General features: G+C 73.5%; 20 protein-coding genes and 1 riboswitch. Of the genes, 6 read left to right on the top strand and 14 right to left on the bottom strand.

Annotated elements, in window-relative coordinates:
* Window positions 1-223: 223 nt before the first annotated feature.
* The 6 genes from ACFVXE_RS12535 to ACFVXE_RS12510 all read right to left on the bottom strand — a co-directional run bounded on the left by ACFVXE_RS12535 (window position 224) and on the right by ACFVXE_RS12510 (window position 7,779).
* Entirely contained in the window at window positions 224-1,087 is an 864-nt protein-coding gene (locus ACFVXE_RS12535) for an ECF transporter S component (RefSeq protein WP_389671069.1), read from the bottom strand.
* On the bottom strand, window positions 1,084-2,796 hold the full coding sequence (locus ACFVXE_RS12530; RefSeq protein WP_389671068.1) for an ABC transporter ATP-binding protein: 1,713 nt from the start codon (window positions 2,794-2,796) through the stop codon (window positions 1,084-1,086). The genes ACFVXE_RS12535 and ACFVXE_RS12530 overlap by 4 nt, the downstream gene beginning before the upstream one ends.
* On the bottom strand, window positions 2,793-3,953 hold the full coding sequence (locus ACFVXE_RS12525) for an energy-coupling factor transporter transmembrane protein EcfT (RefSeq protein ID WP_389671067.1): 1,161 nt from the start codon (window positions 3,951-3,953) through the stop codon (window positions 2,793-2,795). Before ACFVXE_RS12525 ends, ACFVXE_RS12530 begins: the two co-directional genes overlap by 4 nt.
* On the bottom strand, window positions 3,950-4,630 hold the full coding sequence (locus ACFVXE_RS12520) for an SCO2322 family protein (RefSeq protein ID WP_389671065.1): 681 nt from the start codon (window positions 4,628-4,630) through the stop codon (window positions 3,950-3,952). The genes ACFVXE_RS12525 and ACFVXE_RS12520 overlap by 4 nt, the downstream gene beginning before the upstream one ends.
* Window positions 4,627-5,892, bottom strand: coding sequence for a hypothetical protein (locus tag ACFVXE_RS12515; RefSeq protein ID WP_389671064.1), 1,266 nt, complete (start codon window positions 5,890-5,892; stop codon window positions 4,627-4,629). Before ACFVXE_RS12515 ends, ACFVXE_RS12520 begins: the two co-directional genes overlap by 4 nt.
* A 107-nt stretch (window positions 5,893-5,999) precedes the next feature.
* A riboswitch (cobalamin riboswitch) is annotated at window positions 6,000-6,131 on the bottom strand.
* Between the two features lie 175 nt (window positions 6,132-6,306).
* Entirely contained in the window at window positions 6,307-7,779 is a 1,473-nt protein-coding gene (locus tag ACFVXE_RS12510) for a PHB depolymerase family esterase (RefSeq protein ID WP_389671063.1), read from the bottom strand.
* A gap of 30 nt (window positions 7,780-7,809) precedes the next feature.
* Between ACFVXE_RS12510 and ACFVXE_RS12505 the strand changes: the two genes are divergently transcribed.
* The 3 genes from ACFVXE_RS12505 to ACFVXE_RS12495 are packed head-to-tail and all read left to right on the top strand — an operon-like array spanning window position 7,810 to window position 10,926.
* Entirely contained in the window at window positions 7,810-8,064 is a 255-nt protein-coding gene (locus tag ACFVXE_RS12505) for a hypothetical protein (RefSeq protein ID WP_389671061.1), read from the top strand.
* 31 nt (window positions 8,065-8,095) lie between these two features.
* A complete protein-coding gene (locus ACFVXE_RS12500; protein ID WP_389671060.1) occupies window positions 8,096-8,902 on the top strand; it encodes a 3-hydroxybutyrate dehydrogenase in 807 nt (268 codons plus the stop codon).
* 35 nt (window positions 8,903-8,937) lie between these two features.
* Entirely contained in the window at window positions 8,938-10,926 is a 1,989-nt protein-coding gene (locus ACFVXE_RS12495; RefSeq protein ID WP_389671059.1) for a helix-turn-helix domain-containing protein, read from the top strand.
* A gap of 39 nt (window positions 10,927-10,965) precedes the next feature.
* Here ACFVXE_RS12495 and ACFVXE_RS12490 read toward each other — a convergent pair whose 3' ends face one another.
* The 7 genes from ACFVXE_RS12490 to ACFVXE_RS12460 all read right to left on the bottom strand — a co-directional run bounded on the left by ACFVXE_RS12490 (window position 10,966) and on the right by ACFVXE_RS12460 (window position 17,472).
* Entirely contained in the window at window positions 10,966-11,859 is an 894-nt protein-coding gene (locus ACFVXE_RS12490; protein WP_389671057.1) for an alpha/beta fold hydrolase, read from the bottom strand.
* On the bottom strand, window positions 11,856-13,001 hold the full coding sequence (locus ACFVXE_RS12485; RefSeq protein ID WP_389671055.1) for a branched-chain amino acid ABC transporter permease: 1,146 nt from the start codon (window positions 12,999-13,001) through the stop codon (window positions 11,856-11,858). The genes ACFVXE_RS12490 and ACFVXE_RS12485 overlap by 4 nt, the downstream gene beginning before the upstream one ends.
* Window positions 12,998-13,885 carry a branched-chain amino acid ABC transporter permease gene (locus tag ACFVXE_RS12480; protein ID WP_389671053.1) on the bottom strand — a complete coding sequence of 296 codons (888 nt, stop codon included), beginning with the start codon at window positions 13,883-13,885 and terminating at the stop codon, window positions 12,998-13,000. Before ACFVXE_RS12480 ends, ACFVXE_RS12485 begins: the two co-directional genes overlap by 4 nt.
* On the bottom strand, window positions 13,885-14,631 hold the full coding sequence (locus tag ACFVXE_RS12475; protein WP_389671052.1) for an ABC transporter ATP-binding protein: 747 nt from the start codon (window positions 14,629-14,631) through the stop codon (window positions 13,885-13,887). The genes ACFVXE_RS12480 and ACFVXE_RS12475 overlap by 1 nt, the downstream gene beginning before the upstream one ends.
* A complete protein-coding gene (locus ACFVXE_RS12470) occupies window positions 14,628-15,419 on the bottom strand; it encodes an ABC transporter ATP-binding protein (protein ID WP_389671050.1) in 792 nt (263 codons plus the stop codon). Before ACFVXE_RS12470 ends, ACFVXE_RS12475 begins: the two co-directional genes overlap by 4 nt.
* Before the next feature lie 3 nt (window positions 15,420-15,422).
* Window positions 15,423-16,670 (bottom strand): substrate-binding domain-containing protein, encoded by a 1,248-nt coding sequence (locus tag ACFVXE_RS12465; RefSeq protein ID WP_389671049.1) that lies wholly within the window; start codon window positions 16,668-16,670, stop codon window positions 15,423-15,425.
* Between the two features lie 190 nt (window positions 16,671-16,860).
* Window positions 16,861-17,472 (bottom strand): TetR family transcriptional regulator, encoded by a 612-nt coding sequence (locus ACFVXE_RS12460; protein WP_389671047.1) that lies wholly within the window; start codon window positions 17,470-17,472, stop codon window positions 16,861-16,863.
* A gap of 230 nt (window positions 17,473-17,702) precedes the next feature.
* Between ACFVXE_RS12460 and ACFVXE_RS12455 the strand changes: the two genes are divergently transcribed.
* The 3 genes from ACFVXE_RS12455 (at window position 17,703) to ACFVXE_RS12445 (ending at window position 20,932) form a co-directional block, all read left to right on the top strand.
* The gene (locus tag ACFVXE_RS12455; RefSeq protein ID WP_389671046.1) at window positions 17,703-19,034 is read left to right on the top strand and encodes a glycosyltransferase family 4 protein; all 1,332 of its coding nucleotides are present in this window, start codon (window positions 17,703-17,705) and stop codon (window positions 19,032-19,034) included.
* Window positions 19,035-19,100: 66 nt separating this feature from the next.
* Window positions 19,101-19,859, top strand: coding sequence for a class I SAM-dependent methyltransferase (locus ACFVXE_RS12450; protein ID WP_389671044.1), 759 nt, complete (start codon window positions 19,101-19,103; stop codon window positions 19,857-19,859).
* Complete coding sequence (locus ACFVXE_RS12445) at window positions 19,856-20,932, top strand: prenyltransferase (RefSeq protein ID WP_389671043.1); 1,077 nt, start codon at window positions 19,856-19,858, stop codon at window positions 20,930-20,932. Before ACFVXE_RS12450 ends, ACFVXE_RS12445 begins: the two co-directional genes overlap by 4 nt.
* A gap of 34 nt (window positions 20,933-20,966) precedes the next feature.
* On the opposite strand, the gene ACFVXE_RS12440 is transcribed toward ACFVXE_RS12445, so the two are convergent.
* Window positions 20,967-21,260 carry a hypothetical protein gene (locus ACFVXE_RS12440; protein WP_389671041.1) on the bottom strand — a complete coding sequence of 98 codons (294 nt, stop codon included), beginning with the start codon at window positions 21,258-21,260 and terminating at the stop codon, window positions 20,967-20,969.
* Window positions 21,261-21,323 lie beyond the last annotated feature (63 nt).

The raw sequence follows: 21,323 nt of genomic DNA, 5'->3' as shown, positions 1-21,323 counted from the left end.
TCCGTTCCGGTGGACCCTGCGGTGCTCGGCGACGTGACCAGTGTTAGCCGCGGCGTCCGGCCGGTGCAATGACCCCCGGTACGGTCCCGTCTCGCACCGAGGGCACAAGGTCCCGAACGGTGTATATGGCGTTATTGCAGGTCAGAAGTGGAGGGATGGCTGCCGACAGGTGCGGAACGGCTACTATCCCCGATAGTGGAGGACCAAGGCACTGTGGGGTCCTTCACGCCTCCGGGGCCTCGAATGTGACCTGGGCCTCGAAGGCCGCACGCCTGGTTGCCCGGCGCAGCGCCTTCAGCAGGGTCGCCCCCACGGTGAGCGTCAGAGCCGTCGTCAGGACGGCTCGGCCCAGATCCCAGCCCAGCGAAGTGGCCAGGCAGTACGCGAGGAAACGGACCAGGTTCTCGGGCAGCGGGTCACCGGCGTGGAAGGAGATCCCCGAGCCCAGGCCCGGCACGATCGTCCAGCCGTACAGATTCATGACCGTGCCGTAGGCGAACGCCGCCACACCCCCGTACGCCGCGAGCATCAGCAGCTCGGCGCGTCCGCGCAGCCGATCCGGCCCGGGCAACAGCCCGGCGCCCATCGTGAACCACCCCATCGACAGCATCTGGAACGGCATCCACGGCCCCACCCCGCCGGTGAGCAGGGCGGACGCGAACATGGTGACCGAGCCGAGTACGAACCCGAAGCCGGGGCCGAGCACCCGGCCGCTCAGCACCATCAGGAAGAACATCGGCTCCAGGCCGGCCGTGCCCGCTCCGAGCGGGCGCAGCGCGGCACCCACCGCGGCGAGCACGCCCAGCATCGCCACCGCCTTCGCGTCCAGGCCGGAGTCCGCGATCGTCGCGACGACCACCCCGACAAGGAGCGGAAGCAGCGCCGCGAAGAGCCACGGGGCGTCCTGGGAATGGGCGAGACCGGAGTCCGCGCCGGCCAGCAGCGGCCAGCCGATGGCGATCACGCCGATCGCGCTGATCAGGAGCAGCGCGGCGATCGCGCGTGGCCCGAGACGCACCGCCCGCGCCTGCCGGTCGCGCACGCCCCGTCCCCCGGCCGCCCGGGCGGCCCGTATCCGTGTCCTCATGCCTTCGCCTCCAGCGCCGTGCGCACCTGTGCCACGGTCAGCCACTCCTGAGGGGCCAGGATCTTCGCGGTCTGGGGTGCGAACGCCGGGGATGAGACCACGACCTGCCGGGTCGGCCCGTCCGCGACGATCTCACCGTCGGCGAGAACGACCACCCGGTGGGCCAGCTCGGCGGCCAGCTCCACGTCGTGCGTGGCCAGGACGATCGCATGGCCCTCGGCCGCCAGACCGCTCAGCACCCGGACCAGGCGGGCCTTCGCCGCGTAGTCCAGACCCCGGGTCGGCTCGTCGAGCAGCAGCAGCGGGGGCCGCGCGGTCAGTACGACCGCCAGCGCCAGGGCGAGGCGCTGCCCCTCGGAGAGATCGCGGGGGTGGGTGCGGTCGGACACGCCGGGCAGCAGCTCGCAGACCAGGGCCCGGCAGCTGCCCGCCGCGGCGCCCGCGTCGGCGTCGGCCGCCGCGCACTCCGCGGCGACCGTGTCCGCGTACAGCAGATCGCGCGGTTCCTGCGGTACCAGCCCGACCCGGCGCACCATGTCGCGGGGCTGTGTACGGTGCGGGGACCGGCCGCCGACCAGGACGGTGCCCGCCGTGGGCTCGACCGTGCCGACGAGGGCGGCGAGCAGCGTGGACTTGCCCGCGCCGTTGCGGCCCATCAGGGCCACGGTCTCGCCGGGCGCGACGGAGAGCGTCACCCGGCGCAGCGCCTCGACGCGACCGCGCCGCACCCCAAGGCCCTCCACCCGGGCGGTCGTTCCGCCCGCCGATTCCGGGTCCGGCTGCGGAGCGGGCCCGCGCCGGCGTCCGAACAGTCCACGCCGTACGGGGGCGGCCGGGGGCAGCGGCGCCGGGGCGGCGGCATCGGCCGGTGGGACCGGTGACGGCGGCGGAACCGACGCCAGCCGTTCCCGCAGCCCGGCGGCCCGGCGCCGGGCGTCGCGCACCGAGAGCGCCAGCGGCTCCCAGCCCGCCAGCCGGCCCAGTGCCACCACCGGCGGGCGGACCGGCGAGACGGCCATGACGTCCGCGGGTGCACCCATCACCGGTGCGGCGCCCGGCGAGGGCAGCAGCAGCACCTGGTCCGCGTACTGGACCACCCGTTCCAGCCGGTGCTCCGCCATCAGGACCGTCGTGCCCAGGTCGTGCACCAGGCGCTGGAGCACCGCGAGGACCTCTTCGGCCGCCGCCGGGTCCAGCGCGGACGTCGGCTCGTCGAGGACCAGCACCCTGGGGTGCGGGGTGAGCACCGAGCCGATCGCGACCCGTTGCTGCTGACCGCCGGAGAGCGTGGCGATCGGGCGGTCGCGCAGACCGGCGAGACCCAGCAGGTCGAGCGTCTCCTCGACCCGTCGCCGCATCACGCCGGGGGCGAGTCCCAGCGACTCCATGCCGTACGCCAGCTCGTCCTCGACGGTGTCGGTGACGAAATGGGAGAGCGGGTCCTGGCCCACCGTGCCGACCAGGTCGGCGAGTTCGCGTGGTTTGTGGGTGCGGGTGTCGCGGCCGTCGACCGTCACCCTGCCGCGCAGGGTGCCGCCCGTGAAGTGCGGCACGAGACCGGAGACGGCCCCCAGCAGCGTCGACTTGCCGACCCCTGACGGGCCGACGAGCAGCACCAACTCGCCTTCGGGGACGGTGAGATCGACCCCCGACAGGGTGGGGTGCGCCGCGCCCTCGTACCGCACCGAGACCTGCTCGAACCGGATCACTTGCCCTCCTCGGAGTTGACCGCGGGCGTCGCGTCCACCGACGGCGGGACGGGCGCCACCACCGCGGGCAGCAGCCCGATCAGCACCCCCGCCGCGGGCCACAGCGGGAATACCGGCGCGGCCAGTGGTACGACCCCGGGGTGCAACGCCTCCGGATCGACGACGCCCGCCCGGATCATCACCGCGGCGACCGCCGCACCCGACCCGGCCACCAGCCAGGCCCGCACACCCCACCGGTCCGGCCGGTACCGGGTACGCACCGAGCGGGCGCCGCCGAGCCGCAGCCCGGCCATCGCGGCCACCAGCCCGGCGAGCAGCAGCGGCAGACCGTACACCGCGCCCTGCGAGGCCAGCAGGGCGTAGGTTCCGGCGCACACACCCAGCAGCCCGCCGAGAGTGAGGACGTTCGTGGTGTGCCGCACGGCGGCCGGGACCTGCGCCGTACGCCCGTATCCGCGCGCGTCCATCGACGCCGCCACCGCAACCGACCGCTCCAGCGCGCCCTCCAGCACCGGCAGCCCGATCTGCAGTACGGCTCCGATCCCGCCGGTCCTACGGCCCCGCAGCCGGCGGGCGGTGCGCAGTCGCACCACATCGGCGACCATGTTCGGCGCGAACGTCATCGCGACGACGACGGCGACCCCGGCCTCGTACAGCGCGCCGGGCAGTGACTTCAGCAACCGGGCCGGGTTGGCGAGGGAGTTCGCGGCGCCGACACAGATCAGCAGCGTGGCCAGCCTTGCCCCGTCGTACAGCGCGAAGACCACCTGCTCGGCGGTGACCCGGCCGCCGATCCTGACGCCCTGCGCCCAGTCGGGCAGTGGGACCGCGGGCAGCGTGAACACCGTGTGCGTACCGGGGATCGGGGAGCCGAGGAAGACGGAGAACAGCAGCCGGACGGCGACGACGAACAACCCGATCCGGAGGAACGCCCCGTACGAACGGGCCCAAGGCGCATCCGTCCGGCGCGCCGCGACCACGTAACCGGCCACGCCCACCAGCAGCCCGAGCAGCAGGGGATTGCCGGTCCGGGACGCGGCGGTGGCCAGCCCGAGGGCCCACAGCCACCAGGCTCCGGCGGGCAGGGCGTTGCTGCGGGTCGCCTCGGGCGCGCGCAGGGAACGACGGAGCCGGGTCGCGCCGGAGGAGGCGGTCATCCGCGTCGGCGGCGGGCCTGCAGGACGGCGGCGACGCCGAGCAGCAGGACGGCGCCGACTCCGACGAGCACCCCGGTGGACGGGCCGCCGCGCCCGCCGCCGGTGGCGGCGCCTGCGGTGGGCGCGGCGGCGCCGGCGGTGGTGTGCCCGTTGCCGGAGACCTGCTCGCCGCAGCCCGCGGCGGGATAGCCGGAGATCGCGCAGAGCAGTGCGTCGCTGCTGTAGCGCAGCGGTTTGGCCACCGAGGCGAGTGCCTCGGCGGTGCTCGCGTCGGGGGCGACCCGCGCGCACGCGGTACGCAGCGCGGGCGGTGTCTCTCCGTCCGGGGCGTCCGCCGCCGTACCGGGGTCGATGACGAGCGCGATCCGCTTGCTGCCGTCCTTGGCGGGGGTGTCCGCGCAGATCGTCGCGAACCCGGGGGAGCGGCGCGGCTTCGCCGAATCCTGGGAGTCCTCGCTCACGGAGAACCGGAAGCCCTGCACCGTGCCGTCGTCGGGCCGGACCAGCGACGGGCCCTGGGTGGCGTACGCCCAGCCCGCCCCCTTGCCCTCCCAGAACGACCAGTAGCGGTAGCCGGCCGCGTGGGCGGTGCCCGCGCCGAGCACGGTCAGCACGGCGGCGAGCGCCAGCAGCGCGGCTGCCGCCCGCCCGCCGGACGCACTCCCCGCCCGGTTCACAGCTGCGGGGTCTTGCGGCGGCTGCTGATCAGGAAGCCGATGCCCGCGCCGGCGGCGAGACCGATGCCGACCAGCCACCACACCCCGAGACCGGCGTCGTCGCTGGTGCCGTCCTGCTCGGAGAAGTCGTCCGGGGACGCACTGGGGGTGACGACGGCGGCGGGCGCGGGGCCGCTCGCGTTCAGCTGACGGATCAGGTCGACGCCGCCGAAGTCGTGGACGTCGGCGCCGGTCGCGTGCGCGGCCAGGACCAGCTGGGCGTAGGCGGCCGGGCCGCTCGTCGCGGCCCAGTTCCCGGAGTTCTTCTTCAGCCAGCCGACCGCACCCGCAGTCCTGTCCTTGTGGCCCGCGGAGGCCAGGGCGACGACCGCGTCCGCGGTGTTGCCGAAGTCGGGCTGCGGGGTGGTGTCGTCGGCGCCCGGCATCGGGGGCAGGTTCAGGTGGCCGGTCTTGGCGAGGGCGCCCGCGAGGTAGGCGGCACCGTTGCGGGCGGCCTGCTCCGGCTTGAGGTCGTCGCTCTTCACACAGGCCGGGGCCTTGCCGTCGACCGTGGCGTTGTCCCCGACGGCCAGGCCCTTGCCCATCGAGCCGAGCACGGCGGCCGCGGTGGCGTCCGCGTTGGCGGCGAGCTTCCCGGCCTTGTCCGGCTGGTACGCGAAGGCGCCGCCGTCCTTGCCGCCACAGGGGATCGCCAGCTTGAGGAGTGCGTCGTACGGCGTCCTGCCGCCCGCGTTCGTGATGTCCCCGATCCGCTGGCCCTGCCGGGCCAGGGCGCCGATCACGACCGAGGTGGAGTTGGCGTCGCTGGGCGACCCCGCGCCGTAGCCCCAGCCGCCGTCCTCGTTCTGGACGGACTTCAGCCAGCGGACCCCGTTGTTGACGATGTCGCGGTGCCCGCCGACCTCCGCCAGCGCCTGGACCGCCGCGGCGGTGGCGTTGGTGTCCAGCATGGTCTTCGCGTCGCACGGCTTGGAGACGTCGGCGCGGTACGACGCGTAGGCGCCGTTGCCGCACTGCTGGGCGATCAGCCAGTCCACCGACTCGGTCGCGGGCACGATCCCCTCGATGCGCTGGGCGAGGAAGGCCAGCGACTGCCGCCAGACCCCGTCGTACGTGGGGTCCTTGGTGCCGTACAGCCCGGAGGGCAGCGCGACGGACGGGCTGGGGGAGGGCGACGGCGCCGCGACCGCGGCCGGGGCAGCGGCCGCACAGAGCACGGTGGCGGTGGCGGCGAGCGTTGCTGCGCTGCGGCGTACGGTCATTGCGGGCTGAGCCTCTCCTGTGGCGGAACCGGGCACAGGCACGCTCAGGCACCAGGCTCCGGCCCCGTATGCCTCGACGGTGCCGGCCACCGGCTCTCCGGTGACGCGAGCCGGTCACGACCGCGGACAGGGCAGTCCGACTTACCGCTCGAAGCGGCTCACGGTTGCGGGTCAGCGCCGGATTTGCACCGGCTTCCCCCTGAACGGGCATGATGACGACTCGCACACTCTACCGGGACGTAACCCGTTCGCCCCGGGCGGAGGGGCATCCGGGACAGCGACGTACGTCACCGTCCCGGAGCCGCCGGGACCACTTCCACGCCCTTGCCCCGGTCCGTCCCGGACCCGGGACCCGCGGACGCCTTCCTGTCACGAGGAGTGGTCGCCGGGCGGGCCGCGGACCCGGCCCGCCCGCTACGCCGTGCAGCCGGTGTCGGCGATCACGAAGTAGCCCGCCGGCGACTCCCTCAGGGTGTGGGTGACGAACACGTTGTACAGACCCATGTTCTGGTTCGAGCCGTTGGCGTACACGTAGCCGCCCGTCGTGTGCGCCCGCCCGGCCGCCACCTGGGCGTAGTTGGTCGCCGTGAAGCAGGCGCCGCCGCCCGTCCCGCCGGTCGTGGTCGCCGTCACCGCGGCCGAGACGGTACCGGTCGCCCCCGACGCGTCGACCGCCGCCACCGTGTAGCGGTACGCGGTCCCGGCGGTCAGCCCCGTGTCCGTGAACGCCGTCGAGGCGGGCCGCCCGACCTCGGTGCCGTTGCGGTAGACGGCGTACGAGGAGGCTCCCGTCACCGCGCCCCAGGAGAGCGAGGCGCTGCTGCCGGTGACGCCGGTGACCGTCGGACCCGAGGGGGCCGGCAGCGGGTTCCCGCCGCCGGGGGCGCCCTGGTCCAGTCCCCAGAAGACGCCGGTGTAGTACGTCGAGCAGATCGAGCTGAGGAAGTACGCGGCCGTGGAACCGCACTGACCGGTGCCCGAGCCGGGGGACACGGGCAGGCCGTGGCCCATGCCGGAGACGGAGTACGTCTCCACGGCGGGCTTGCCCGAGGAGTCGTTGTAGATGGTCCGGGTGGTGTTCCCGGGCAGCGTGTCGGTGCCGGCCGGGGTCTGGCCGATACCCCACACATCGGTCCACTGGTCACGCAGCGCGGTGGCGTTCGCGGGGTACACCGTGTAGTCGGACGCGCCCTGCCAGATGGCCACCCGGGGCCAGGGGCCGCTGTAGCCGGGATAGGAACCGCGGACCTTGTCGCCCCACTGGGCCGGGGTCAGCTTCTGCGGGCCCGTCTGGCAGCCCGAGGCGGCGGCCTGGCTGGTGGCGCACTGCGCGGGGAGGCCGGAGGCCACGGAACCACCCGCGAACACGTCCGGGTAGGCGGCCAGCAGGTCGGCGGTCATCCCGCCGCCCGCCGAGAGCCCGGTGACGTACACCCGGCGGCCGTCGGACCCGTACTGCTGCTTCGCGTGCTCCACCATCTGCACGATGGAGGCGGCCTCGCCCTTGCCCCGGCCGTCCTCGGCCGGATCGAACCAGCCGAAGCAGGAGAGGGAGTTGTTGGCGGACGTGGTCTGCGGGAAGACCACGGCGAACTTCCACAGGTCGGCGTATTTCGGCCAGCCCGAGTTGGTGTAGTAGTCGTCGGCCGTCTGCGTGCAGCCGTGCAGTGCGATCACCAGGGGCGCGTTCGCGGGCAGGCCGGCGGGGGCGTACTCGTACATCTGCAGATTGCCGGGGTTCGAGCCGAAACCGGTGACCTGTTGCAGGCCGGAGGCGGCGGTGGCGGGCTGGGCGGCGCCCACGGTGCTCAGCGTCGCCGCGACGACGCCGAGTACGGCCGTGGACGCGACGCGCCGGAGCAGGCGTCGCAGGATCGATGGGCGCACGGGGGGCCTCCCTGTTCGGAACGTGCGGGCGTGCGGACTGCTGCCGGAACCTACGAGCTGGGACCGCCCCGGCCCATGGGGCGGGCTGACACCCCTCGGGTCCTCATGTGTGCGGCGGCGCCCTTGCGCGGCAGGGCCCGCGCCCGGCGGCCGGTGACCGCCGCGGCGGCCGGGGGCGATCCGGCCGACGGCACCGGACCCGGCGCATCGGCGGCGCCGGTCGGCCGCACCATGTATGCCACCACCACGGTGACGTACGGCGGTGTGTGCACCGACCCCGTGTGACGTGGGCTTCGACCTCCTTACGGTGACGACCATGGAGACTCCCCAGAGCCCCGCACCCGGGCCCGCCGCGCTCGACGTCCCCCCGCCCGCAGACCGCTCCCTCGCCGGGCGCACCGCCCTGGTGACCGGGGCGGCGAGCGGTATCGGGCAGGCCTGTGCGCAGGCGCTCGCCGCCGCGGGCGCCCACGTGTACATCGTGGACAAGGCCGCCGACGCGGCGCAGCGGCTGGCGGAGCGGATCGGCGGCACGGCCCGGGTGGTCGATCTGTCCGACCCCGAGGCGGTGGACACCCTTCCCGCCGACGCGGACATCGTGGTCAACAACGCCGGACTGCAGCACATCGCCCCGGTGCACGAATTCCCGCCGGACCGCTTCGCGCTGATCCACCGCGTCATGGTGGAGGCACCGTTCCGCATCTTGCGCCGCACCCTCCCCGGCATGTACGAACGCGGCTGGGGGCGCGTCGTGAACATATCGTCCGTCCACGGGCTGCGCGCCAGCCCGTACAAATCGGCGTACGTGTCGGCCAAGCACGCACTGGAGGGACTCAGCAAGGTGGTCGCGCTCGAAGCAGCACCGCACGGAGTCACCAGCAACTGCGTCAACCCCGGCTATGTGCGCACGCCCCTGGTCGAGAACCAGATCGCCGCGCAGGCCCGTACCCACGGGATCACGGAGGAGGAGGTGGTCGCCAAGGTGATGCTGGAGCGCAGCGCGATCAAACGCCTCATCGAGCCCGGCGAGGTCGCCGATGCGGTGCTCTGGCTCTGCGGACCCGGCACCTCGCACATCACCGGCACCTCGCTCGCCATGGACGGCGGCTGGACCGCCAACTGACCACGACCCCCGCACCCGACGAACGATGGCCCGCCATGTCTGCACCGCCCCCTTCCGCCGCGCCCCACCTGAGACGCCTCCTCGACCTGCTGGCCGAGGACGCCCCCGCCGAGGCGCTCGGCGCCGTCGCCGCCCGGGCGCGGACCGCCGGTGTGCCCGCGGACGGTCTCGTGGAGGTGGAGGCGGCCACCGCCACCGCCCTGCGGATCAGGGGCGCCCTGCGCCAGCACCGGCGCCGCGAGCTCCAGCTCACCGCGCTCTTCGACACCGCGGGCGACCTGGCCGCCTCCCGCGATCTGGACGACGTGCTGAAGGCGATCGTCCGGCGGGCGAGGATGCTGCTCGGCACGGACACGGCGTACCTCACGCTCCCCGACGAGGAGGCGGGGGACACCTACATGCGGGTGACCGACGGCTCGGTGTCCGTCCTCTTCCAGCGGCTGCGGCTGGAGCTCGGCGACGGACTCGGCGGTCTGGTGGCGCAGACCGCGAGTCCCTACGCGACCCCCGACTACCGCACCGACGACCGCTTCCGCCACACCCGCAACATCAACGCCGGGGTGCTGGACGAGGGGCTGGTCGCCATCCTGGGCGTGCCCCTGCTCCTCGGTTCCAGCCGGGGCGGCACCGGAAAGGTCATCGGCGTCCTCTTCGCGGCCGATCGCGCACCGCGTGTGTTCAGCCCCGACGAGGTGGCCCTGCTCTGCTCGCTCGCCGCGCACGCCGCCATCGCCATCGACACCGCCCGCGCCCTGGCCGACACCCGGTCCGCGCTGGCCGAACTCGCCGGGGCCAACGCCGAACTGGCCGAGGCCAACGCGGCTGTCCGGGCCCACTCGGCCGCCATGCAGCGGGCCGAGGAGGCGCACGACCGGCTGACCGACCTGGTGCTGCGCGGCGGTGACGTCAAGGACGTCGCGGCGGCCGTCGCAGGTCTGCTGGACTCCCCGCTGACCATCCACGACCCGGGCGGCCGCCCGCTGGCCGCGGTCCGGCCCGACGGCGCCGGTCTCGCCGCCGACTCCATGGACGCCGGGTGGCTCGTCGAGACCGCGGAGGAATCCCGGACCGGGGCGCGCGCCGTGCACCGCGACGGCCGGTGGATCTGTGCCGTGCTCGCCGGTCAGGAGCTCCTGGCCGGTCTGGTCCTGCACCGGCGCGGGCGGCTCGACGACTCCGACCGGCGGCTCTTCGAACGCGCCGCCGTCGTCACCGGCCTTCTGCTGCTGCTGCGACGCACGGTCGCCGAGACCGAGAACCGGATCCGCGGCGAACTGATCACCGATCTGCTGACCGACGCGGAGCGCGACCCGGCCGGTCTCGCCGAACGCGGCCGCCGTCTCGGCATCGACCTGGACCGCCCGCATCTGCTGCTGGTGGCCGAGGCAGGCGCCCGCGAGAAGCTCTGCGCCGCGGCCCTGCGCTACCTGTTCGGCGGGGACATCCACGGGGTGAGCGCCGAACACGCGGGCGCCGTCGTGCTGTTGATCGACTGCGGGGGTGACGGCGCGGACTCCGGGCCCGGCGCGGGTGAGGCGGCGCGGGCGGCGGCCGCCCAGCTCGGCCAGCTCGTCCAGGCGCCGGTCACGGTCGCCGCCACCGGCCCGGCCCGCGGAGCGCGCGGGCTCGCCACCGCGTACGCCGAGGCGGCCCGCTGCCTGCGGGCCATGCGGGTGCTCGGCCGGACCGGCGAGGGCGCCTGCGTCGACGAACTCGGCTTCCTGGGTGTGGTGCTGGGCAACGCGCAGGACGTCGACGGCTTCGTCACCGCGACGTTGGGGCCGCTGCTGCGGTACGACGCCCGGCGCGGCACCCAGCTCGTGCGCACGCTGAGTGCCTACTTCGGCTCCGGGGGGAGCCTCATCCGCGCCAAGGACGAACTCCACGTCCACGTCAACACGGTGGTGCAGCGGCTGGACCGGATACAGGTGCTGCTCGGCCGGGACTGGAACGAACCCGACCGGGCGCTCGAACTCCAACTTGCGCTCCGGCTGCACCTGTTGTCCGGTGCCGGCGGTACCTGAAGCGTTCCCTCCCGGCCCTCCCGGCGTCCTGGGCCCTCCTCAGGCCGCCCCGCCCGCCGCCGCCACCAGCCGCCGCGCGATCTCGCCCGCGCCGGCCTCCCCGGTGAGTACGGTGTAGTGATTGACGTCCGGCACCGCCACCGGCTCCAGCGGGGTGCCGGAGAGACCGGCGGCCGCCAGCCGGCCCTCGTCGTACAGCCCCTGCTCCTCGTCCATCAGACCGCGCGCCGCCCACAGCAGCGTCGCCGGCACCGGCAGCTTCCGTACGGCCGACAGCACGTCGTCGTCGAAGAGGCCGATCCCGTCGGTGCGTACCGCCTCGATCCGGCAGGTCGAGCGCATCTCGGGCTCGGCCCCCGCCAGATCGCGCTGGATGTACGCATCGACCTCCGGCGACCAGGCGTCGCCGGCGAACGCGGGGTGCGCCTGCCAGAAGGCCCGGTAGGCGGCGCGGTCGGGGAAGGTCATCGACAACCGGTCCATGGCCGGGCCGATCACCGCCGTCATGAGCTCGTCCGGGGAGAGCTGGGTGGGGGCCGGGAAGCCGACCCCTCCGTCGACGAGCAGCAGCGGGCCGAACCGGTCCGGATACCGTACGGCGGCGAACGCCGCCACGAACGCGCCCATCGAATGACCGGCCAGCACCACCCGGTCCGGGCCGAGCGCCCCGGTCAGGGCCGCGACGTCGTCGGCGTGCGCCGCGATGCCGTACGGGCCGGGCAGCCCGGAGCTCGCCGCCCGGCCGCGGAGGTCCGGGGCGATCAGCGTGACCTGCCCGGCCAGCAGCCGGGCCACCGTTCCCCAGGAGAGCGCGTTGGCCGTGATGCCGTGCAGGGCCACCACCACGGGCGCGCCGGGATCCCGGGCAGGCCAGCGCAGCGCCGCCAGCTCGCCCCCGGCCACCGGGACGCGTATCTCTTCGTACGGGGTCATGAGCGCCGGTCCTCCTCCGGGGCGGATGCGCCCCCACTGGGTGCACGGAGTGCGGAACGCATCCGGGACGGCAGCCGTGCCAGCCCGCCCGGCAGCAGATGTACCACGGCCACGAACACCACACCGAGTAGGAACAGCGGCTGCGAGAGCGGCACCCGCAGCACCGCGGGGAGTCCGGCGACCGCACCCGAGCCGGCGAGGTCGCCGAGCCGGTGATCGGCCCACGTGTACAGGATGCCGCCGATCATCGGCCCCCAGCGGGTGCCCGAACCGCCCAGCACCACCATCACCAGCAGCGACAGTGTGAAGTCCGAGGTCGTCGTCTGGGGTGTCGAGCCGCCGGTGAGCAGCAGATGGACGAGTCCGCCGAGTGCGGCCAGCGCACCGGCCAGGACGAACGCCGTCAGTTTGAACCCGTACGGCCGCAGCCCCAGCACCTCCACCCGGCGCTCGTTCTCCTTGATGCCCTCCCAGACCCGCCCGGTCGGGGAGCGGACCGCCCGGTGGACGACGGCCAGGGTGAGCACCAGATAGCCGAGCGCGACCCAGTAGAGGTTCGCCGTGTTCTCGATGCCGACGAGCCCGGACGGCAGCAGGTCCGCGGGCGCGGCCCGGCCCTCCTCGCCGCCGGTGAAGCCCCCGGGGTTGCGGGAGACCAGGATCGATCCCGCCTGGGCGAAGGCCAGCGTCACCATGGAGAAGCCGATGCCGGTGACCCGCAGACTCACCGATCCCAGCACCAGCGCCAGGGCGATCCCGAAGCAGACGCCCAGCAACGCCGAGACGGCGAACGGCAGTCCGGCCTCCAGCATGACGGTGTTGGTCGCGTAGCTGCCCGCCGCGAAGTACAGCGCGTGGCCGAAGGAGAGCAGCCCGGTCCGGCCGAGCAGCAGGTCGTAACCGGTCGCCAGGGCGCCGAACAGCAGGCAGGTGGCGAGGAGTTGGAGGCTGCCGGCACTGCCGAGCGGACCGTCGAGCAGCCCCGGCAGCGGCAGCGCGCTGTACGGGGCGACGATCAGCGCCACCAGTGCGACGACGGGCCATCCGCGCAGCAGCCGGGCCGTGTTCGTGCGCACCGGTGGCCCGGACGGCGCCACCGGTGTTCCGTTCGTGCGCTCGGATGTGCCGGTCACGGTGCTCACGCGAGCCTCCCGGTCAGTCCGCGCGGCCGTACGAGCAGCAGCGCGGCGAGCAGGACGACGACGGCCAGGTCGCCGAGGCCCGCTGCGGTGTAGTAGTTGGCGAACTGCTGGACCAGCCCGATCGCCACCGACGCCACGGCGGCGCCGGTCACCGAGCCCATGCCCCCGGTGACCACCACGACGAACGCGAAGATCAGCAGCGAGGTGCCCTGCCGGGGGTCGACCGAGCCGAAGTAGAGCCCGCCGAGCGCCCCGCCGAGCGCGGCGGCGCAGCCGCCGATCGCGAAGACGAGGGTGAACGCCTTACGGACGTCGATGCCGAGCGCGGTCACCATCGCCCGGTCCTCGACGCCCGCCCGCACGACCAGTCCGTGCCGGGTCCGTCCGAGGAAGAGCCGCAGCGCCGCCAGCACCACGAGCGCCGCCGCGATCAGCACCAGCCGGTTGGCCGGGACCTCCGCGCCCAGCAGGGAGAAGGTGCCGGACAGCGTCCGGGGCCCGGGGAAGGTCCGGGCGTCGGAACCCCAGATGCCCGACAGCAGCGCCGGGACGGCGAGCCCCACCCCGACCGTGGCGAGCACCTGCTCGCGCGGCCGGGTGTACAGCGGGCGGACGACGGCGAGCTCCAGCAGCACCGCGGCGACGGCGCCCACCGCCGTACCGAAGAGGACCGCGAGGACGAAGCCGGCGCCGTCCGGGCCCGCGCCCGGCAGGTTCCCGGACGCCGCCCACCAGGTGCCGTACGCGCCGATGGAGAGCAGCGCGCCGTGCGCGAAGTTGAGCACGTCCATCAGGCCGAAGATCAGCGAAAGTCCGGACGCGATCAGGAAGTAGAGCGCCCCCAGACCGAGTCCGGTCATGGTGAGCAGTACGACGGTGGACATCAGGAATCCGCCTCCACGGATGGTGCTTCGGTGGCCGGACCGTGCCCCACGCCCAGCAGCCGGCGGGCCGCGTCCGCGTCGCCCAGCAGCTCACCGGCCGGGCCCCGATGGGCGGTCCGTCCGTCGGCGAGCACGGTGCAGTGGGCGGCCAGGCGCCGCACGACGGCGAGGTTCTGCTCCACGAGCAGCACCGGCACCGCCTCGGCGGCCCGCTCCAGCACCTGGGCTACCTCGGTGACCACCTTGGGCGCCAGCCCCTTGGTGGGCTCGTCGGCGATGATCAGCCGGTTGCCGTTGAGCAGAGTGCGGCCGATGGCGACCATCTGCTGCTGTCCGCCCGACAGCGTTCCGGCCAACTGCCGCTCGCGTCGCTTCAGTTCGGGGAAGAGTTCATGGACGAAGGCGTACGCGGGTTCACCCGACGCGCGCCGCTCGGCCAGCCGCAGGTTCTCCGCCACGGTCAGTCCGGCGAAGACGCCGCGGTCCTCGGGGGCGTAGCCGATGCCCCGCCGCACCAGCGTGTGGGTGGGCAGCGCCACGGTCTCCTCGCCGCCCAGCCGGATGCTGCCGGTGCGCGGGACGAGGCCGAGGACGCCGCGTACGGTCGTGGTCTTCCCGGCGCCGTTCCGGCCGAGGAGCGCGGTCACTCCGTGCGCTGCGACATCGAGGTCCACGCCGTGCAGGATGTGCCGTCCGCCGATGAGGACCCGCAGGTCCCGCACGGCGAGCAGGGGTTCCGTCGTCACAGCCCCTCCCCGAGGTACGCCTGCTGCACGGTCGGGTCGGCGGTCACGGCCGCCGGGGTGTCCAGCGCCAGCAGCCGGCCGTGGTGCATCACGGCCAGCCGGTCGGCGAGCCCCAGCAGCACGTCCATGTGGTGCTCGACCATGAGGACGGTGCGGCCCTCGTCCCGGTGCAGGGTGCGGATCAGCTCGGTGAGCGCGGGGACCTCCTCCGCGCTCACCCCGGCCATCGGCTCGTCGAGCAGCATCAGCCGCGGCTCTCCCACCAGCAGCACCGCCAGCTCCAGCTTCCGCTTCTCGCCGTGCGACAGCTCGGACGCGGGCACCCCGGCGCGGTGGCCGAGCCCGGTGCGCTCCAGCACGCCGCGCACCTCGGCGGTGTACGGGGAGGCCCGCCGCCACACGCGGTACGAGCCGCCCCGGGCGGCCTGCGCGGCCAGCCGGACATGGTCGGCCACGCTCATCCCCGGCCACAGGCTGGACGTCTGGAACGTCCGGCCGATCCCGCGCCGGGCCCGCGCGTGGGCGGGCCGGCCGGTCATGTCCGTACCGTCGAGCGCGATGCTGCCGGAGGTCGCCGTCGTCAACCCGCTGATCAGGTTGAACAGCGAAGTCTTGCCCGCCCCGTTGGGGCCGATGAAGGCCAGGAACCCGCCCTCGTGCACATCCAGGGTGATGTCCTCCACGATGGTCGCGCCGCCGACGCCCCAGCCGAGGCCGGTCAGCCGGAGCACGGGGGCGGTGGACCGCGCCCCGCTGCCGTTTTCCGCCGTGATGCCCGGTGCGGCCATCGGTCAGCCCGCCGAGGGCTTCGCGGGCGGCGCCACCTTGTCCATCGGCTCGGTGGTCACCAGCTCCGGTTCGGCGATGGCGCCCTTCCCGGTCAGCTTCGCCACGAACATCGGCTGGATCAGGGCGTGGTCCTCGGCCCGGACCTGCTCCTTGCCCTTGGCGCCGTCGAAGCTCCAGCCCTCCAGGGCCTTCACCATGGCGGCGGGATCGGTGGCGCTGCCCTCCTCCACCGCGTGCACGATCATCTGCGCGGCGGTGAAGCCGTCGGGGGTGAACAGGTCGGGGGTGCCGCCCGCCTTGGTCACCGAGTCCAGCATCGACTTCTCCACGGCGTTGCCGCCGCCCGCGCCGGGGAAGTAGTGCGCCAGGAACGAGACCTTGGAACCGGCGGCGCCGAAGATCGGGTACGAGGCGGTGCCGGCCAGCCCGGTGACGACCTTGGAGGCGCCCAGTACACCCTGCTGGTCCAGCGCGGTCCACAGCGCGGGGGCGGTGGAACCCGCCCAGGCCACGAAGACCAGATCCGGACCTGCGGCCTTCACCTGCCGGGCGAACGGGGTCAGGTCCGTGGCGCTCGGCGGGGCCAGCACGGAGCCCACCGTCGCGCCCTCGCCACCGAGGACGGCCTTCACCGCGGCGACGTTGGCCTGGCCGAAGGTGGAGTCCTGGGCCAGCACGGTGACCTTCTTGCCCTTGGCCTCGCCGAGCATCGCGCCGGCGGTGAGGATGTCCTGGTAGGACTGCCGGCCGGATCGGAACGTGTAGTCGTTGATCCCGGTCACGGCGTCGGTGGCGGCGGGCCCGCTGACGTACAGGACCTTGTTCTGCGCGGCGAGCGGTGCCATCTGCAGGGCGACGCCGGAGTCGGTGGTCCCGGCGAGCACCTTGTAGCCCTTGCCGATCAGGTTCTTCGCGGCGGAGACCGCCTTGCCCGGGTCGCCCGCGTCGTCCTGCTCGGTCACCTCGATACGGTGCCCGGAGACCTTGCCGGTGCCCTTCGTCGCGTAGTCGAGACCCGCCATGAACCCGTCGCGGTACTGCTTCCCGTAGGCCGCGAGCAGCCCGGTCCGGGAGTAGACCAGGCCGACCTTCACGGCCTGGCCCTTCGCCCCCTTGCCGGCGGCGGAGTCCGTCCCGCCCGCCTGGCCGGCGGCGGTGCAGCCGGTGAGCAGGAGGCCGGCCGCGGTCAGCACGGCGAGCGCGGAGAGGGATCTCGGGTGGTGTTCGGTGCCTGTGGCTCTGCGACGCATGGTGACCGGCTCCTCGGCGCGATTCCTGTGATGTCGCCGAACCGTATGGACACCGCGGCGCCGTCGACATGGTGCAGGACGCCCCACCTGACGCGGTGCGCATGTGCGGGCCGCACATGGGCCGGGGGGACGCGGGCGGTGCTCGCCCGGCGCCCGGACGCGCGGACGCCGGTGGCCGCCCGGACCGCCGCTACGGGGCCGCCGGCGGTGTCGTCGGGCCGATCAGCCGGCACACCGTCTCGATGTCCGTCTGCACCTGTGCGATCGACGCCCGCCCCGCCAGCCAGGTGATCAGCGCCGCGTGCCAGGTGTGCTCGATGACCCGGACGGCGGACAGCTGCTCGGGCGTCGGATGCTCCAGCCCCGTCGCGTCCAGGATGATCGCCGTCGTGATCCGCGAGACGGTGTCCACCTCGGCGCTGACACCGCGATCGGCGAACGTCAGCGCCCGCACCATGGCGTCCGCCAGATGCGGTTTGCGCTGCATCGCGCGGAAGGCCCGCATCAGGGTGCCGGCTACCCGCTCCGCCGCGTCGTCCCCGGCCGGGGGGTGCCTGCGCAGCGTCCCGTGCAGGTGCTGGAGCCGGTCCTGCATGATGCCGACCAACAGATGGATCTTGGAGGGGAAGTACCGGTACAGCGTGCCCAGCGCGACTTCGGCGGCCTCCGCCACCTCACGCATCTGCACCGCCTCGAACCCGCCCCGGCCCGCGAGCAGGGCGCCGGCCTGCAGAATGCGACGGCGGCGGGCCTCCTGCCGCTCCGTCAGGGGTGGCGACGCCGGTTTGGTCTCCGCTGTCATGAGTCCCCATCCAAGGCTGCTGTCCGTAACCGGAGGGAGGCGCGTGGGCTCCCGGCGGCGCACAGCCTGCCAGGGTGCCCGGTGGTGGCGCGAATCACCTGATCCGGCCGTTGCACCGACGCTACCTGCCGGTAGATTCGTAGCTCATTGAACGTTCCAGTCTGAAACTTGTTCTAGATTAGCGCGAGCGGTTACGCTCCGGCGAACACGCAGTGAGAAGGGGGCCGAGTGTGACCGCTGAGGCCATAGAGGCGGGCCCCCGCGCGGGCGGCGACAAGTCGGGCACCCTCGGTGACCGGTCGTTGCGCATCGCACTGCTCACCTACAAGGGCAACCCGTTCTGCGGCGGCCAGGGCGTGTACGTACGCCACCTCGGCCGCGAACTGGCCCGGCTCGGCCACAGCGTCGAAGTGATCGGCGCGCAGCCCTATCCGGTGCTCGACGAGGGCGTCCCGCTCACCGAGCTGCCCAGCCTGGACCTCTACCGCCAGCCCGACCCGTTCCGCACCCCCGGGCGCGGCGAGTACCGGGACTGGATCGACGCCGCCGAGGTCGCCACCATGTGGACCGGCGGTTTCCCGGAGCCGCTCACCTTCAGCCTCCGCGCCCGCCGCCACCTCGCCGCCCGCCGCGGCGAGTTCGACGTCATCCATGACAACCAGACGCTCGGGTACGGGCTGTTGGCGGCTCTCGGCGCACCGCTCGTCACCACGATCCACCACCCCATCACCGTCGACCGGCAGCTGGAGCTGGACGCCGCCGAAAGCCGCCTCCGCCGCGCCTCGGTGCGCCGCTGGTACGCCTTCACCCGCATGCAGAAGCGGGTCGCGCGTCGGCTCCCCTCGGTGCTCACCGTCTCCGGCTCCTCCAAGCAGGAGATCGTCGACCACCTCGGGGTGCGGCAGGACCGGGTCCATGTCGTGCACATCGGCGCGGACACCGATCTGTGGTCCCCCGACCCTTCGGTCGCCGAGGTACCGGGCCGGATCGTCACCACCTCCAGCGCCGACGTCCCGTTGAAGGGACTCGTCCACCTCGTCGACGCGCTCGCCGTCCTGCGGTCCACGAATCCGCAGGCGCACCTCGTGGTCGTCGGCAGGCGGGCCGAGGACGGGCCCGTCGCGCAGGCCATCGAACGGCACGGGCTCCAGGACGCCGTCGAGTTCGTCAAGGGCATCAGCGACGCCGAACTGGTCGACCTGGTGCGCAGTGCCGAGGTCGCCTGCGTCCCCTCGCTCTACGAGGGTTTCTCGCTGCCCGCCGCCGAGGCCATGGCCACCGGCACCCCGCTCGTCGCCACCACCGGCGGTGCGATCCCCGAGGTCGCCGGCCCGGACGGTGAGACCTGTCTGGCGGTGCCGCCCGCCGATGCCGGGGCGCTGGCCGCCGGGCTCGCCCGGCTGCTGGGCGACCCGGAGCTGCGGGCCCGGCTCGGCGCCGCGGGCCGCGCCCGGGTGCTGTCCCGGTTCACCTGGAAGCAGGCGGCGATCGGCACCGCGGAGCTCTACCGGCAGGCGATCGCCGCCCGCGCCGCCACCTCGCGATCCGGCGGCCGTAGGTGAACCCGCCCCCGACCCGCCCCACCGTCCCAGCCCCCTGACCCCCCTCGACCGCGAAAGCAGGCATTCGTGCTGACCGTGGACTTCACCCGCTTCCCGCTCGCCGCAGGCGACCGAGTGCTCGATCTGGGCTGCGGCGCCGGACGCCACGCCTTCGAGTGCTATCGGCGCGGCGCCCAGGTGGTGGCACTCGACCGGAACGGCGAGGAGATCCGCGAGGTCGCGAAGTGGTTCGCGGCGATGAAGGAGGCCGGGGAGGCGCCCGAGGGCGCCACCGCCACCGCGATGGAGGGCGACGCCCTCAACCTGCCGTTCCCCGACGAGTCCTTCGACGTCGTCATCATCTCCGAGGTGATGGAGCACATCCCCGACGACAAGGGGGTGCTCGCCGAGATGGTCCGGGTCCTCAAGCCGGGCGGCCGGATCGCCGTCACCGTGCCCCGGTACGGCCCGGAGAAGGTCTGCTGGACGCTCTCCGACGCGTACCACGAGGTCGAGGGCGGTCACATCCGCATCTACCGGGCCGATGAACTCCTCGGCAAGATGCGTGGCGCCGGCCTCAAGCCGTACGGCACCCACCACGCGCATGCCCTGCACTCACCCTATTGGTGGCTCAAGTGCGCGTTCGGGGTCGACAACGACAAGGCGCTGCCGGTCCGCGCGTACCACAAGCTGCTGGTCTGGGACATCATGAAGAAGCCCGCCGTCACCAGGGTCGCCGAGCAGCTGCTCAACCCGGTCGTCGGCAAGAGCTTCGTCGCGTACGCCACCAAGCCGCACCTGCCCAGGGTCGCGGTCGCTGACGACCTCGCGAAGGCCGAGGCGTGACAACTCCCGAGCAGACCGAACACCTCGTGCTGCCCGGAGTGCTCACCGCCGGGCAGGCAGCGGAGACCGTCGCCGCGCTGCTCGCCGTGCAGTGCGAGGACGGCGCGCTGCCCTGGTTCCGGGGGCACCACCTCGACCCGTGGGACCACACCGAGGCGGCCATGGCCCTCGACGCCGCGGGCGAACACGCCGCGGCGGGACGCGCGTACGAGTGGCTGGCCCGGCACCAGAACGGGGACGGCTCCTGGTACGCCGCCTACCACGACGGCGATCCGGACCGGCCGACCGACCGGAGCCTGGAGTCCAACTTCTGCGCGTACGTGGCCGTCGGTGTCTGGCACCACTACCTCGCGACCGGTGACGACGCCTTCATCGACCGGATGTGGCCGACCGTCTACGCCGCCGTCGAGTTCGTCCTGCGGCTCCAGCAGCCCGGCGGCCAGATCGGCTGGAAGCGCGAACCCGACGGCACTCCCGTCGTCGACGCCCTGCTCACCGGCTCCTCCTCCATCCACCAGGCGCTGCGCTGCGCCCTCGCCATCGCCGAGCAGCGCGAGGAGCCGCAGCCCGACTGGGAGCTGGCGACCGGCGCGCTCGCGCACGCGATCCGCAGCCACCCCGAGCGCTTCCTCGACAAGAGCCACTACTCGATGGACTGGTACTACCCCGTCCTCGGCGGCGCGCTCACCGGAGCGGCCGCCAAGGAACGGATCGAGGAGGCGTGGGAACGCTTCGTCGTCCCGGGCCTCGGGGTGCGCTGCGTCCTGCCCAACCCCTGGGTGACCGGCGGTGAGAGCTGTGAACTCGCCCTGGCCCTCTGGGTGATGGGCGAATCCGACCGGGCACTGGAGATCCTCCAGTCCATCCAGCATCTGCGCGCCGATGGCGGCATGTACTGGACCGGATACGTCTTCGAGGGCAACCGGGCGTTCTGGCCGGAGGAGCACACCGCCTGGACCGCCGGTTCGCTGCTGCTCGCCGTGGCCGCTCTCGGCGGCGACGAGGCGACCACCGCGGTCTTCGGCGGCGAACGGCTGCCGAAGGGCCTGGAGCCGGACTGCTGCGCGGTCTAGCGCGGCCCGGTCCGGTCCGGCGGGGGCCGGACCGTCAGTAGCGGCGGATACGGCCCGCCACCGCATGTCCGATGAAGAGGTAGACGACGGCGGCGAGGCCGTAACCGCAGACGACCCGCGCCCACGCCTCGTCGAAGGTGAAGAGGTCGTACGACCAGCCGGCGAGCCAGCGGGCGGAGTCCTTGACGAAGTCCACCAGGTCGTTGCCCCGGTTCGCGTCCAGCAGGTACATCAGGATCCACAAGCCGATGATGAAGGCCATGACGTCGGCCACCACGGCTATGACGCGTGCTGCGGTGCTGCTTCTCGTGCCTGTTCGAGGAGACATGCAGACCGAGTTGCCGCATTCCGCGATCCGAAACCCGGACGGCGCCTTCCGAGTGGCGCGGTG

The organism is Streptomyces sp. NPDC058231, from assembly GCF_042882275.1.
Taxonomy (GTDB): domain Bacteria; phylum Actinomycetota; class Actinomycetes; order Streptomycetales; family Streptomycetaceae; genus Streptomyces.
Note: the sequence above shows the minus strand (reverse complement) of the source record. Positions and strands in the feature narration are given on the sequence as shown.

Coding starts and splice junctions, on each gene's coding strand:
- ACFVXE_RS12465 (WP_389671049.1), bottom strand. CDS start 16,670: ATGCGTCGCAGAGCCACAGGCACCGAACACCACCCGAGATCCCTCTCC.
- ACFVXE_RS12495 (WP_389671059.1), top strand. CDS start 8,938: ATGTCTGCACCGCCCCCTTCCGCCGCGCCCCACCTGAGACGCCTCCTC.
- ACFVXE_RS12500 (WP_389671060.1), top strand. CDS start 8,096: ATGGAGACTCCCCAGAGCCCCGCACCCGGGCCCGCCGCGCTCGACGTC.
- ACFVXE_RS12460 (WP_389671047.1), bottom strand. CDS start 17,472: ATGACAGCGGAGACCAAACCGGCGTCGCCACCCCTGACGGAGCGGCAG.
- ACFVXE_RS12525 (WP_389671067.1), bottom strand. CDS start 3,953: ATGACCGCCTCCTCCGGCGCGACCCGGCTCCGTCGTTCCCTGCGCGCG.
- ACFVXE_RS12470 (WP_389671050.1), bottom strand. CDS start 15,419: ATGGCCGCACCGGGCATCACGGCGGAAAACGGCAGCGGGGCGCGGTCC.
- ACFVXE_RS12490 (WP_389671057.1), bottom strand. CDS start 11,859: ATGACCCCGTACGAAGAGATACGCGTCCCGGTGGCCGGGGGCGAGCTG.
- ACFVXE_RS12440 (WP_389671041.1), bottom strand. CDS start 21,260: ATGTCTCCTCGAACAGGCACGAGAAGCAGCACCGCAGCACGCGTCATA.
- ACFVXE_RS12535 (WP_389671069.1), bottom strand. CDS start 1,087: ATGAGGACACGGATACGGGCCGCCCGGGCGGCCGGGGGACGGGGCGTG.
- ACFVXE_RS12480 (WP_389671053.1), bottom strand. CDS start 13,885: ATGTCCACCGTCGTACTGCTCACCATGACCGGACTCGGTCTGGGGGCG.
- ACFVXE_RS12515 (WP_389671064.1), bottom strand. CDS start 5,892: ATGACCGTACGCCGCAGCGCAGCAACGCTCGCCGCCACCGCCACCGTG.